At 37.9% G+C, this 14,246-nt stretch carries 11 protein-coding genes and 2 pseudogenes; 4 read left to right on the top strand and 9 right to left on the bottom strand.

The features are described 5' to 3' along the window. Nucleotides 1–240 precede the first annotated feature (240 nt). The 4 genes and pseudogenes from ACIFUW_RS13310 to ACIFUW_RS13295 all read left to right on the top strand — a co-directional run bounded on the left by ACIFUW_RS13310 (nt 241) and on the right by ACIFUW_RS13295 (nt 3,877). Nucleotides 241–873, top strand: a complete 633-nt coding sequence (locus ACIFUW_RS13310) for a hypothetical protein (protein ID WP_010729820.1) — start codon at nt 241–243, stop codon at nt 871–873. 587 nt (nt 874–1,460) lie between these two features. Then, nucleotides 1,461–2,900: an MFS transporter gene (locus tag ACIFUW_RS13305; protein WP_002297342.1), complete on the top strand. Its 1,440-nt coding sequence runs from the start codon at nt 1,461–1,463 to the stop codon at nt 2,898–2,900. Nucleotides 2,901–3,194: 294 nt separating this feature from the next. Continuing rightward, a pseudogene (locus tag ACIFUW_RS13300) lies at nt 3,195–3,413 on the top strand (zinc ribbon domain-containing protein); the annotation flags it as partial. A gap of 248 nt (nt 3,414–3,661) precedes the next feature. Continuing rightward, nucleotides 3,662–3,877 carry a hypothetical protein gene (locus tag ACIFUW_RS13295; protein ID WP_002297343.1) on the top strand — a complete coding sequence of 72 codons (216 nt, stop codon included), beginning with the start codon at nt 3,662–3,664 and terminating at the stop codon, nt 3,875–3,877. A 236-nt stretch (nt 3,878–4,113) separates the two neighbouring features. Here the strand turns inward: ACIFUW_RS13295 and ACIFUW_RS13290 are convergent. The 9 genes and pseudogenes from ACIFUW_RS13290 to ltrA all read right to left on the bottom strand — a co-directional run. Further along, nucleotides 4,114–4,350, bottom strand: a pseudogene (locus ACIFUW_RS13290) (transposase); the annotation flags it as partial. 186 nt (nt 4,351–4,536) lie between these two features. Continuing rightward, a complete protein-coding gene (locus ACIFUW_RS13285) occupies nt 4,537–5,448 on the bottom strand; it encodes a conjugal transfer protein (RefSeq protein WP_002297345.1) in 912 nt (303 codons plus the stop codon). 18 nt (nt 5,449–5,466) lie between these two features. Next, complete coding sequence (locus tag ACIFUW_RS13280) at nt 5,467–6,471, bottom strand: bifunctional lytic transglycosylase/C40 family peptidase (RefSeq protein ID WP_002297346.1); 1,005 nt, start codon at nt 6,469–6,471, stop codon at nt 5,467–5,469. After that, nucleotides 6,468–8,591, bottom strand: coding sequence for an FUSC family protein (locus tag ACIFUW_RS13275; RefSeq protein ID WP_002297347.1), 2,124 nt, complete (start codon nt 8,589–8,591; stop codon nt 6,468–6,470). The genes ACIFUW_RS13280 and ACIFUW_RS13275 overlap by 4 nt, the downstream gene beginning before the upstream one ends. A 4-nt stretch (nt 8,592–8,595) precedes the next feature. Continuing rightward, on the bottom strand, nt 8,596–11,043 hold the full coding sequence (gene tcpF, locus ACIFUW_RS13270) for a conjugal transfer ATPase TcpF (protein WP_010729283.1): 2,448 nt from the start codon (nt 11,041–11,043) through the stop codon (nt 8,596–8,598). Continuing rightward, nucleotides 11,030–11,419 carry a conjugal transfer protein gene (locus ACIFUW_RS13265; RefSeq protein ID WP_002297349.1) on the bottom strand — a complete coding sequence of 130 codons (390 nt, stop codon included), beginning with the start codon at nt 11,417–11,419 and terminating at the stop codon, nt 11,030–11,032. The genes tcpF and ACIFUW_RS13265 overlap by 14 nt, the downstream gene beginning before the upstream one ends. Before the next feature lie 59 nt (nt 11,420–11,478). Continuing rightward, complete coding sequence (locus ACIFUW_RS13260; protein ID WP_002297350.1) at nt 11,479–11,982, bottom strand: antirestriction protein ArdA; 504 nt, start codon at nt 11,980–11,982, stop codon at nt 11,479–11,481. 12 nt (nt 11,983–11,994) lie between these two features. Next, nucleotides 11,995–12,219: a hypothetical protein gene (locus tag ACIFUW_RS13255; RefSeq protein WP_033658092.1), complete on the bottom strand. Its 225-nt coding sequence runs from the start codon at nt 12,217–12,219 to the stop codon at nt 11,995–11,997. A 103-nt stretch (nt 12,220–12,322) separates the two neighbouring features. Further along, a complete protein-coding gene (ltrA, locus tag ACIFUW_RS13250) occupies nt 12,323–14,233 on the bottom strand; it encodes a group II intron reverse transcriptase/maturase (RefSeq protein ID WP_002286940.1) in 1,911 nt (636 codons plus the stop codon). Nucleotides 14,234–14,246 lie beyond the last annotated feature (13 nt).

Below are 14,246 nucleotides of genomic sequence, written 5' to 3'. Positions count from 1 at the left end.
TAAAACAAGTCCATTATCGAATATCGAGTGTATTATTGCCGTCTTTATGCTCATATTTTGAGCAGGTTTCACTAGATGAAAACAATTTATCTATCTTGAGGATTTCGTGTACGTATCGTTCAGTCTTGTATTGTAAATTAGTCATAAAATCAGACTAAGAAAAATTGGAAATATTTTTTTCTGATTTATTAAAAGTTAATTGAAATTATATGGTACTTCTTTCTTGGGAGGGTAGGTGCAGTGAAGGAAAGATATGGTCACCTTACTGTTGTTGAGGAGATTACTCATAATGGATATAAAAAATATCGTTGCCTATGTGACTGTGGGAATGAAACGATTGTATATCGATCAAACTTACTAACAGGTAGAACCAAAAGTTGTGGATGTGGAAATTATAAAAATAGGCATAAATATAAAAATTTGACAAATAAAACTTTTGGTAAGTTAGTTGCAATCAAGCCAACTAAACTGCGAAGTGAAGGAACTGTTGTTTGGGAATGTCAATGTCTGTGTGGGAGAAAAAAGTTAGTATCGGCAAAGCGACTTCTAAAAGGTGATGTAAAAAGCTGTGGATGTTTGAAATCAAAAAAGCATCACATTGAAAATAAAAAATTCGGATTACTTACTGCAAAGTATCCTTTGGACAATAACTGTTCATGGAAAACAAAATGGGTTTGTCATTGTGAGTGTGGCAGTATGTGTGAGATAAGTTATAGTAACTTATTTTTTGGACATACTCAAAGTTGTGGATGTTTAAAAAGGCAAGAAACAAGGACATGTGTTGAAGGGACAGTAATAGAGTGTCTAACGTCAAAATTACCGAAAAATAATACAAGTGGTGTTAAGGGAGTTTATCGTTCTAAAGAGAAATAGATTGCGTATATAACTTTAAAAAAAAAGAGGTACTATTTAGGATCGTATGATTCTATTAAGAGTGCAGCTCAAGCTAGAAAAGATGCTGAAAATAAATTGTTTCAACCTTTGATTGACAAATATCGAGGTAATCATTAATTATTGTGGATAATAATTAACAGTGATATATAAACATCTATAATATATTATTCATACTATTGATATTTAGTATAATCCTATGGAATTGAATATCATAGCAATGTATTTGAAAAGCAAATTGGAAAACAAATAGGTGCAACACCATAAATATGAAAAAATTGGGAAAAAGTAGAATGGAAATTTGCTTACGTCTCACGAGATAGCTCACACTATTAATCTGAAGAACAATGAAGTCGACTTTTAGAAATTGCTAGAAGAAAGTAAAGCGAATTATCACTAGTTACTATAGAGTAAGTTCAAATAAAGCATCTCCAACTTACATGGTTACATGAGGATATCAAATCGAAATTACTCAAGCTTCCTATGGCTAGAGTCGCGAGAAGTTGTTGGGCAGTAGACATAGGTTATATTGTTCTTAGCTACACGATCATTAGAAAGGAAATCCTATTATGTATAGTTATCAAGAAGATGCAAAAGTCCAAAAAAATCGCTGGTGGATTTTGATTGCTATATCTATGTTTACCTTCATGTCCACATTGGATGGCAGTATTGTCAATATTGCACTACCTACCATCTCAGATGATATGGGCATACCAATGAATCAAGCGGAATGGGTAGTGTCCGTTTATCTGATGATTGTCTGTTCTTGTTTGTTGCTGTTTGGTAAAATTGGCGATAGCCGTGGGAAAATCAAAGTATTTCGGATTGGTACGCTGATCTTTGTCTTGGGATCGCTGTTGTGTGGGTTCAATCATTCGCTAGGTATTTTATTGTTCGCACGGGTGGTACAAGCCATTGGTGCTAGTATGACTATGGCTACAAATGCCGGAATCATCACGGAAGTCTTTCCCATACATGAACGTGGTCGGGCATTGGGAGCAATAGGTGCGTTTGTTTCATTAGGCTCGATTGCTGGACCAGGTCTTGGCGGCTTGATTTTGTCCCAATTTTCTTGGGCGTACATTTTTTGGATCAATGTACCGGTGGGAATCGTAACGATGTTGATTGCTGAAAAATTCTTACCAAAAGATATCACCATGAGCGGCCATACAATCGATGGAGGGGGCTTTGCTGCCATTGCGGCTACGATTATCAGCTTTTTTGGAGCAATCTTTTTGGGGCAAGAAAGTGGCTTTTTCCATCCAGTCCCCCTTGTACTGTTCGTAATTTCAGTGATTGCCTTTGTCAGCTTTTTAAAAGTTGAAAAGAAAGCAGCCTCTCCATTGATTTCTTTCGGTATTTTTAAGAACAAGATTTTTACCATGAGCTTGATTACAGCCTTGTTGATTTTTTCTTCCAACTTCTTTGTCAATGTAGTGATTCCTTTTTATCTGCAAAATGCTCGCGGGTTGAGTCCTAGCTATGCTGGGCTGTTGATGATGGTCTTTCCTTTGATGATGGTCGTCGGGGCGCCTTTAAGCGGCTACCTGACCGACCGGGTTGGCCCGGAGATTTTGGTATTAGTAGGCTTGGGCTTATTGTCGGTAACCCAGGTCATGTATATGTTTTTGTCAGTGGACTCTCCTTTGTGGCTATACATTGTCGCTACTGCCATCATGGGTGCCGGCAATGCCTTGTTCCAGTCCCCCAATAATACGATGGTTATGAGCTCGGTCACTATCGAAAACTTGGGACTGGCAGGCTCGATGAATTCCTTTGCCCGAAATTTGGGGATGGTCAGCGGGATTTCGCTTTCTACGACGGTCTTATATCAAGCGATGTCTGCTAAGATGGGCCAGCAAGTAACTAACTATATCGCAAATCGGCCGGATGTCTTTTTATATGGAATGAAGATTACCTTTTTAGGCAGCTTTGTTTTGTGTTTTGTTGCCTTTTTCCTGACTATCTGGCGTATCAAAAAACAAGGAGGTATTCAGAAAAATGTCTGAAAAAACCACTGTTGAAGAATTTTTGGAGGCCTGCGTATGGGTGAGTGGGATTTCCATGGATGATGGAAGATGAAGTGAACTTCTAAAAGCCGAAAAACTCAAGTATTATCTTCAAAATACTAGTGCTCAATGAGATGCTTGATTTGATCACAAGAAGACTGCGAAAGCCGCTGGCAACCGCAAGCTAGGTATCCCACCGATGGACTACGTTTTAGAGGCTACTGGTTATGAATACGGAGCCAACGCTCTCATCTGCATAAGAATACATCACCCAGATTATGTAAAGATTTTCGATACTTCTGTCAAAAAATCATTAAGATAGATAAATGATTTCCGTCTAGTCAAATTGGTTCAGAATGTAGACACACAGATGGTAAGAAGTCACTCACAATTCGAGAATGGACTTGTCCTATTTGCCGTATACATCATAATCGAAACGTCAACGATAGTATCAATATTTTGACCAAGGGCTATGAATACAAGCATTGCCTTAGAAAACATCAAGAACCTTAGGAACAACGGGGATAGCTTGGTTAATAAGAGATACCGCTGTTTAGGCTTGCAAGTATACTCTTTTATCAAGAATTCCGTGGCTTTAGTCATGAGAGGCTTAATACTATGAAAATTTTCTTTAGCATTTTTGATTTAGGTTCCTTTTCTAATTATAATAAGATGACCACTACAGTAACCTACTGAAATATATAAACAGCCACTGTAGTACCATTTTCAAAGTAGTCTATGAGAGGAGAATCTTCATTCTTATGAACGCTGGAATTGCGGATATGAATTTAATAAAAAAAACCCTTAATGATTTTACTTCCAATTCAATATCAAAAGGTACTGGTATCAATTTAAGCACAATAAAAAAGCTGAAAAGTGGTGAAAGATCAGTGGAAAAGCTGAATCTTTTAGATGCTATAAAAATAACGGAATTTGCTATGAAAAATGGAAAAGCTGAGATTGAAATATGGAGATAATTATCGTCTAGTGAATTACTTGCCACTTAGCTGAATTTAACGATCCTTGGTGCTTGAAGGGGGAGATTCTTGGGAATAGAGCATACTTGCAAGCCTATGTCTTTACTAACAACGATATCTCTTATTAACCAAGCTATCCCCGTAGTTCTAAGGCTTTTACTTTTATCTAAGCAATAATCGTATTCAAAGGAAATTTTTGACCCTTAGAAAGTCTCATTTTATCAGACGTGAGCTTAGGCATTGCTGAATTTTGTTAATTCGGTTTTAGGTTGTGCTTTGAGCATAATATGAAAGTATTCTTTATCACGATTTCATTCATCTAAGGTAATGTGATGTGATTCTGAAATTCTTTCAAAGGCAGTTTTTGCATAAGCTGACATTACATCATCAATGACATGTTTACAATGTTTCACTACTAAAATAAGGGGGTAACCAAGAAGAAAAACTGAATGATTATTTGTATCTAATTCCATGGTATATCAACCATTTCCTATATAGACTGATTATGACATGGATTAAAATAAAAAGGCACTATGTCTTAATTGTCGGTTTTCGAGTTACCGAATGGCATTCATCACCCACCTATAGAGGATGGGCGACTTCTGCCTGAAATAAGTTACACTACTTATAACTTCTAATAAAATTAGATTGAGTCATTATTATTTAACATCAACGATTTTCCAGTTTCCATTTTTTTGTAATACTAATTTGTACTGAAAGTAGCTAGTGGTTTTTGATACATTATCAAGGTATTTTATCTTTGTACTCACTAGAAAATTTTTTCCGTTTTGTAGATAAACTGGATTCTCTAACTCCGAAAACTTTAAGTCAATATTGATTGGTCGCATCGCACCATTTTCAACATAATACTCCAATTCTTTTTCAGAAGCTGATGGATAAAGTTTAAAAAATGTTTCTAAAAAATCGGTGATTTCTTCCGTTGTTTTGGCATCAATTTCTGAATCGTTTTCTACTTGTTTTGCTTCATATTTTGCCTTGTCTGGCTTTCCAATCATTGTTGGCAAACTAGTTACTAAATGATTCCTGTTTTCATCTTCAAAGATTGTCACTCGATATGCAGAAGAAATTGATTGCGTCTTTTTTCCCTCTGTAATATGTTGCTCCACTAAAAATGAAACGACAAATTCTTCCGAGTGTTTTTCAACATCTAGAATTTTTACAGATTGAACTTCGGAACTCGTGGGAATATCTGCTCGAACCATATCTTGGATTAAAGCGAGACCGTTTTCTGTAAGGTACTGTTCGAGATTACTCATTCTCTTTTCAATTGCTTCTTTGTTATTTTTCCATGAAAAATATTCTTTCGCAAAATCCTCTGTAAAACTTTCAACGCCAGAAGTATTCACTACCTTCTCTTTTATAACCACTTTTTCATGAGTTGTATGTTGATCAATGGCGGTGAAATTTTTATAAACGCCAAAAGCAAGACTACAAGACAATAAAAGCCAAAGGGCAAGCACCATTTTTCGATGCTTACCCACGGATACAACTCGTTCTTTTTTCTTTTTTGGGCTCTTTTCCTTTTGATTCCGTTCAATTTTTATCTTCATTCTTTTTCCTCTTTTCTCTTATTTGTATCGGCCAGCTCCGATAAGATGCTGCCGCCAATAGTTTTCCGTTAGATTCGTCCACCCCACTGGATCTCCTGCATGAAACATGCGATTCTCCCCTGCGTAAATGCCCACATGGGTCACATAAGTACCGGCATCATAGGTTGAATGAAAGAAAACTAAATCACCTGGTTTGGCATCTTTTAGATCAATATGAGTCATGGCATCATATTGATCCTGAGCCACCCGAGGAAGTTTCAGGTCAACTTTGGCATAACACCATTGGGTCAAGCCACTACAATCAAACCCCGTTTCTGGACTTGAGCCACCAAACACATAGGCCGTTCCTTCATACTTAAATGCCTCATCAAAAATTTCTTGGACTATTTTGTCATCAAACTGAGTTGTAGTTAGGTATTGCTTCACTAATAAACAGTAAAACATATTGCCATAATTATACCGCCACCCACCATTTTCCTTAATCGCGATTGGGTTGGGGTAATCGACTTTTTGACCACCTGATTTTTCCTTTGAAAAAGATTCAGCTAAAGCAAAACTATGCTTCTTCCCGTTTTTCCCGACATGATCTAGATACCCGCCACCATAGTTATAGGCCTGAATAATACTATCTTGATCACACCCTAGTTCTTTGGAACGCTTAACCAAAGACGCAAAATAGAGACAGCCTTGTTTGATGGATGCCTCGGTACTTAATGAATTAGGTGGTAATCCGGCTGACTCAGAACTTTGCATAACGTCTTCCATTGTGCCACCAGATTCCACTTGAATAATCGCCAAAAGAATTGGAATATACTCTGTTATATCCGATTCTTTGGCATACTTTTCCACCATTGCACGGTGTTTCAATACTTCTTCTGAGACACTAGTTCCGCCAGGAGAAGTGCCAGAACTACCATTTCCCTCACTGTCTTCACCAAACAACAAACCCACACACATCAAAATACCCATAAAAGAGATGGTCAGAAAAGTTAATGAAATAACACCCACTTTCTTCAAGTTCATTTTTTCTCACCTGACCTTGATTTTGGACGATGGTTCATTCTTTTTTGTACTTTTTGATTGGTCTGCTTTGGCAGAGTGGACCTCTGTTTCACTTGTTGGAAAGAATTTTTCTTACTTGCTGATTGGCTTTTCCCTTTTGAAATGATTTCTTGACTAGTTAGTTTTCGTTTGATTTCGGGATTCAGATTTGCTCTCACAATCCGCTTTGGTGCTTCTTTTTTCAGCATCATATCTTTCTGAGGTTGAGCTGCTTTATCTATTGGAATATTCGCCCTTCTTTTTCCCTGACGATTTGTTGCTTCACTCAGTATCTTGCGTTTTTCGTCCATTTTCGCATTTCTTCGTTGTCGTTGTTTTTCTCGCAAATCCACTCGATCCGCTTTTTCTTGGAACAGTCCGCGCTTGAATTCTTCTGGTGCTTTTTTCGACTTTTCGATTCCTTTATGGAGATTGTATTTCAAATTCGTTGGCGTATTCCTTACCTGATCCTTTACTTGTTTAGTCTTATCTTTCACCAAAGCTTGGGTATCCAAAACTTTGCCGATTTTTCTCCCAGCCAAATTCATTCGGGATTGTTTCTTATTATTTGAAACTGGATTCTCCTTAGTTAAGTCAGATAGTATTTCGTGATCGTTCGGTAATCGTGAATTCTTTCGTAGAGAAGAACCGGATGGCTTAAATTTGGATTTTGATTGTTCCTTTGCCAACTTATTTCCGACTGCTGCACCACCACCAAAAGCCAAAGCTCGTCCCACATTTCGATTGAGTTGCCGCAATTTTCGATTCATTAACATTTGCGGTTTTCGCATGACGCGTCTTCCCATTGACTGGCTATCATTACTCTGGAGGTTGAACATACTCATAATGTCGCCCAATTTGAAATAGATACCGGCAAAGGTCACAATTTGCAGAAAAGCAACCATGAAAAATGGATAGGTTGCCGAAATATTGAAAAACATCGTGGAGATGCTAAATGCAGTCGTAATCACCAAAGTAACACCCGCTCGCATCATAATCGTATTGAATAAACGAATAATCGCCTTCTTTCCTAAACTTTCATAAGTCGGCAACATGGACAATAAGAAACTAATTGGCAGAAACATCGCAAAGATAATGAAGAGAATTTGCGAGAACAACATAATCCCTGTTAGAAGAAAAACAAAGAAGGAAATGCCAATATTGAACAATACCAAAAAGACCACGGTCCCTAAACGGTTCATGGTCTTGGTAATACTGAGATTCGCATTGTCATTGTCTTCAATCTCTGCCTTGACCGCTTCTTCCCGATCTTTGCCTTTGTTTTCATCTGGACTCACAGATAGAATCTTGTTGACCCGGTCTTCACCAATTTCTTCTATGTTGGAATCATCAAATTGCAGTAGTAACCAAGGTTGTTGGACTTGAATCGAAAACAAACTATCCCGAATCAAATCCACACTATCTTTTCCTTGGCTTTCTGAATTGGGTACAACGATCTCGGTTCCAAGGGTAAGGGCCGCTTCACTAACATCTGAGCTAAAGTCATTGATTTTTGTGATATAGGTAGGCGCATAAGCAATGAACGAACCCGATAGTAGAAAAATCATCACAAAATTAATCACGGCTCGAACTGCTTTCGTGGTTTCTCGTTTTAATAATCCGGTATACGCCACATACACCCCCAGAGCTAAAATCATCAATAATAGAAACCCAAAATAAAATCCGGAGGTCTGGAGTCCATTTTCAGTAATACCAGCCAATGTTTGGATATTCTTTCCAATACTTTCAGCCGTATCCGAAATGAAATCTAATTTGTAAGCCTCTTGAACCACATAACCCGTGGCGTTCGACAAATACAAACTCACCGTCCAAATGAAATTAGTAATGGCATAAAGACCATACATCACGCTTTTCCCTAAGCCATCACCCCAATTCCAAGGCAACCAATCCCAAGAGCTATCCACAAAGAAATCTAGTTGATAGTTGTTCAGTGAATATTTGGAATATAGATTTCCTGCTTCAACTGTATCATCAACTAGCCCTGTCGCCTCGGCTACCGTACCAACTAAACTCAATAGAACTATCAGAGTGAGTATGCTAATAAAAACGATTCCCACAATCCGAAAAAGTTTCTTTTTCATCCCCTCACTCCATTCTCTCTTGAACAGGTGGACGGGTATCAAAGGCATGGAAGAGTTCTTCAAAGACTGGATGTACCTGAACCACGCCTACCCGACCATACAAATCCTGCATCAAGCATTGGCCATTTTCCAAATCTCGTAGGCGTTTTTGATTGCTTTCATCTTCTCGATCCAAGCCAAAGAATTCCAAGGTTTTCTTGATTTCATGAATATCGGTACTGCGAAACGCAAACTTCAACCCGATATTATTCTTCAAGCGTTCATCCAGTAAATCATCACTATTTTGCGTGACAAAGTAAACCCCGGCATTCATAGCCCGCCCAGCACGAACGAGCTTATTCGATAATGTTTTCCCTTGCGCTACTTGAAGAAAACTCCACGCCTCATCTAAGTCTACAATTTTGAAGATTTCTCGATTACTATGGATAAAGTCCAAGGCAAAAGTGGAAATGACGATTAGCATGGAAACACTAAGCAATTCCATGGTGGTATATTCTTCAAAAGTGGTTTCTGCATCTGGTAAAACCAAATCCGCTACTTGAATGATATTTAACTGCCTATCTAAACTAATCGACTGGGTAATCGAACCATCTGAGAAAAGCAAATGGGCAAAATCATAATCGGTAAAGGACTCGATGTGATCCGCGATATTTTCCGCAACTGGTGAGCCTTCTTTTCGAAGCTCATTAATTACTTGTAATAATCCCCGTTGATTGCTTTGGGTAACCGTCCGAATGGCCTTACGCAACACTGGAAACTTCTCCCCATCTCGACTAGAAATTCCTGTTAAAAAGGTCAGAATATCAATTGCTAGACTTTCAGAATCCTTCTTTTTCTCCATAATCACATAAGGATCAAGTAATCCTTGATTTTTTGGCTTACTAGTTAAGTTGAGAATATTGATTTCATCCGCAATTTCTGGCAAGGTTTCTTTCCAGCCACCCCGTTCCCCTTTTGGATCGACAATCACAGCTTGTCCACCAAAAAGGACGGCGTAATAAACTAAGAGATTGTTACTAAAGGACTTTCCGCCACCGAGTGAACCGAGGAATGCCGCTGCTAGCGCATTGGTAACTGAATCCTTGACCCCTTGTGAGGCCAATGCCGGTTTCAGGTAAACATTGCGCCCCGTATCTACGTTATAACCAAAGTAAATGCCTTCCAACTCCCCTAACATCTGAGTGGCGCCAAAACCAAGTCCGGCGAGAAAATCAGACGTAACATACTGGATATAATCATTCATGTATCGCTTACTAGAAGGTAAGAATTCTTCATGTAGCCCCATCATATCGCCAAAAGGCCGGACTAGTTTTACATTGGTATCATCATAAAAATCTAGCACTTCATCACACCGGCGCTTTAGTTCATCTACTGATTCGGCACTTACTCGAACCACATAGCTCAGTTTGTACATGGATTCTTTGGACTGATCCAAGGTAGTTTCCAATTCATCTACGGAATCCAATGCATCTAAGACATTGGAATTTGTTTCATTGTCAGATTGATAGGCATGGTTGTCCAAGTCTTTTAATTCCTTTTTCTTATTGCGAACGGTAGCAAGTGCCTTTTTGTTCGTCACAATCTCCACATTCATACTAGTGTCAATTGGGAATGTAAATTGTTGTTGCTGGTAATAGAAAAGTTCTGAGGAGGGAAACTCCATTTCCCCCACAATTGTATTAATTGTTAAGTACGCTACATATGATTCATGATTCTCATGTTCCATGCATAAGTACCGGGGCTTTTCTTCAATCAAACAACGACTGGGACGTAATAAGTCGTAACGTTTCACCAAAGTTTCCGACTTCAGCTTTTTCTTTGGTAGCTGAAATTCATATTCTTCAAATGGTGTACCCTTTTCGCCATAGATATGTTCAATCAAATACATCAGATCACTCGGTGTGACTCGTCTGACTTTAAATCTTCGAGCCAATTTACTTTCCATTAGTTTTTCAAGCTTGGTATATCGGCGAATTTCTTCATTGGATAAGGAAACAAAATCGCCCATCAAATGATGATTCACTCCATAGACAAATTCTTGAAAGCCGGAGAAGAAAGATTTCTTGAGATTCTTTAGATTGACCTCTTCATCTGTCGCAATCAGTTTGAAGCCAATAAAAAAGCGATAATCAATCTGACTATCGCCAATCATGGATACTAATGCCTCTGTCTGTAAATCAATTCGTTGTTTCGCTACTTCTGTTAATCGCCCGGTAATTTCCTTTTTTGATCGTTCTTGCGTGGCACGAATACTACTTTCTGTGGCAATTTGTAAGGCATGAATCTTGCCTTCACGATTTTGCGCAATCAATTGACGAAAGTTATCGTGGACTTGATATTTCTGTTCAGGTGACAAAAAGGAGTAATTGTAAGGTATTAACTCATAGTAGGCAAAACATTCTCCCTCTTGATTAAAGACAAGATTATTTTCAATATACTTAATCGGGTACATAGTTCACACTCCTTACCAGAGTAATGGGTTCGTCCCATCGTTTCTTCTGTTCTTTGACTTTCTTTCCTGCGAAAGTGACCTTAAATCGTAAGTGATAGCTAATAAAAGATCGTAAAAATCCCAATGGTTTCTTACCGTCAAACGTTTTTTGCGACATGAACCAAGTAACTGCCACCGGTATACCTAAGTATTTTAAAAAGGCCCCCTCTATCATAGATAGTGGAGGCACATGGGCAAATACGATGACAAACAGCAAGGATAAAACAAACCAAGCCATCTGGTTAAAAGTCACAGGAAAAGGCAGTTGAAAGTCATTAATTGCATAAATGACCTTTTCAACTGCCCAAATACTGGTGTAGCTTTTTATTTTCTTCATCAAATCATTCCTTTAAAAAGAAGGATAGTTTAGAAATCAACTACCCTTCAATAATTTTGTTAATATGGATACTCAAAAACACCTCGACTCGTTACCAAATAATTGCCTCCAATCTCCAAGTCTCTACCACACGCATCAAAATCAATATACGTCTTCAAGTGTTCTGGTACTTCTCCAAAATCACCAGCTTCTACAATCAAGAAATATGCTACATCACTCATATCATCGCAATCTGGATAATAGATAATATCATCCACATGCTCTACCATCTCCTCAAAAGAATTGAAGAAAGCATGTTGAATCTCAGAAGCAACTTCACCAACTGGCGTTCCTTCAAGTTCCTCCGCTAAGCCACACAACCGATTAATTTCCTCAATTGGCGTATACTCATCAATCTCAAAGGGAAGTTCATAATCATGAATTGCATATTCCTCGTATTCGTCATTTAACCCAATTCGTTCTTTCACTTCATCAAAATCGACAGGTGGGGTAAACCACGCCCCCACCAATTCACCTTCGTTATATTTCCCGAGGTTCGCAATATAAACACGCATCTGTTCCATCGTGCTTCCCCCTTACGCACCGACAATTCGGTTAAACAAACTGAGTAAGACATCCTTCACCCCAGAAGCATTAAAGACCAATCCGACCGCAATCAAAGCAATCACCAAAAAGCCAATCAGTTTGGAAAACTCCCGCTTAAATCCTAAAAACAAACCAATGACCACAATTGCCAGTAAGACTAAGGATTGGGCATTGGTTAAAAACCATTGATATATGGATAGGTAAGTTCCTGATATTATAAATATCTCAAACTTTTCCCCCCATTCACACGGAGCGTGCGACTTTCACCGCACTCCGCGTTCCATCGTGTTTATATTGAAAAGTATTTATGTAGTAGACCTATATCAAGTTTAATTCTTGATTGCCAGCTAATACTCTATATTTATTTAGTCTTATGAGCTGGACTTTATTTAGCTTCAATAGAGCTATATATTTTTGTATTGTTTCTTCTGTTTTAGCGTGTATTAGACGGTGTACCGCCTCTTTTACCAAAATAAGATTTTTATAATCGTCATTTCCACCAGCTCCAGTTGGTACAATATGATGACAATGTATTTCATTAGCTTGTTGAAATTCTTCCAGAGTTATAGCACATTTTCCATGTTGAGCAGAAAATAGCGAAATTCGATTGTCTGCGTATTCTATTGTGCGATTTTCCAAAGATAATTTCATTAACTGGTACATCAGTAATTTATCAACACTTAGATTGGTGTGGATAAATTTTCTTCCCTCTAGAGTGTAGCAATTCGCTAAATACACCTTTGCCATTGGTTTTCTGTGTTGGATATATCCAACAGGGAAAATAGGTTCGCCCTCGCCAGCAACATACCGAAGCATTTTAGATTTACCATATCTTGTTGCCTCCTTTGTCGTAAGTTGTCTGCCTGTTTTTCTCAATCTGCCCCTTTTGTTTGTACCTAATCTGTTAGTGAAGATAGCCATTACAGCTCTATTCAGTTTCATACAATCCAGATTTACATTCGTTGCAATCTGATAATAATTTTGCATACCTAATACCATTGAATTATAAAGTCTTGTTTCTTCTAATTCCGTTTTCCCTTTTGAGGGAGAAGCAATTTTCTTTGCCTGTGATACCAGCTTGTCTTTTTGGTTTTTGAATTGTTTATCACTTATATGTGATTTAACAACTAACTTCTTTCTTCTCGGTATCATTTTAATCTTGAAACCAAGAAAGTCGGAGTATCTTTTTCTAACATTTACAATTCTTGTTTTTTCTTGTGATACTTCCAATTTTAATCGTTGTTCAATCCATTGAGTGATTGCTATTTTGGCTTTTTCAGCACTTTCCTTGTAGCGGCAGAAAACTCTAAAATCATCTGCATAACGAACCATATACATTTCCTTTAACTTTGTTTTCTTCATTTCTTTGTAAGCGTTGCTTTTACATGGGCTACCGCTTTTATTGATATGAACCACATAGTTTTTTGTAACAGGATTTTCCTGCCATTGGCTTTCTACCCAATGGTCTAACTCATTAAGAACAATGTTTGCTAGTAGTGGGGATATTATTCCCCCTTGCGGAGTTCCTTTCTCTGGATATGTTATTGTACCGTTAGTCATTTTGATTGGAGCTTTTAATATCCTTTTTAAAATGAATATCAAGTGCTTGTCCCGTATTCCCATAGCCCATATCTGTTTTATCAGCTTGGAATGGTTCACGTTGTCAAAGAAACCCTTAATATCAAATTCAATCACATAATGTAGCTGGCTGATTTGTAGGCGGTTATAGGTTGCTTTTATTGCATTTTCAACTGACCTATTAGGTCTAAAACCATAGCTGTTTTCACTAAATTTAGCTTCGCAGATTGGTTCTAATACTTGTTTTATACATTGTTGTATAAGCCTGTCCCACATACAAGGAATACCTAGAGGTCTGGTTTTACCATTTGGTTTTGGTATTTCTTTTCGCCTCACTGGCTTAGGTCGATACCCATGTGGACTGCCTGCAACAATGTATCTTACTTTTTTGACAACTGTTTCTGCTGGCAATTTGCCAATATCTTTAATTATTGTACCGTCTGTTCCTGCTGTTTTACTGCCTGCATTTGCTTTGATATTTCGATATGCCAGTAATATATTTTCTCTCGATAGGATAATATCCATAAGATGAGTGAAAATATCTCCATTCTTACTTTTGGCATATAAATCATCAAAGGTGTTTTGCATTTCGTAATATTCAGCGTGTCTTAAATCTTCTACACACAATGTTTCATTTTTATTTTTAGGCATAAGGCTTCACTCC

The organism is Enterococcus sp. PLH-Efm8, from assembly GCF_053011625.1.
The sequence above is the reverse complement of the archived record's forward strand: the minus strand, read 5'-3'. Positions and strand labels throughout refer to the sequence as shown.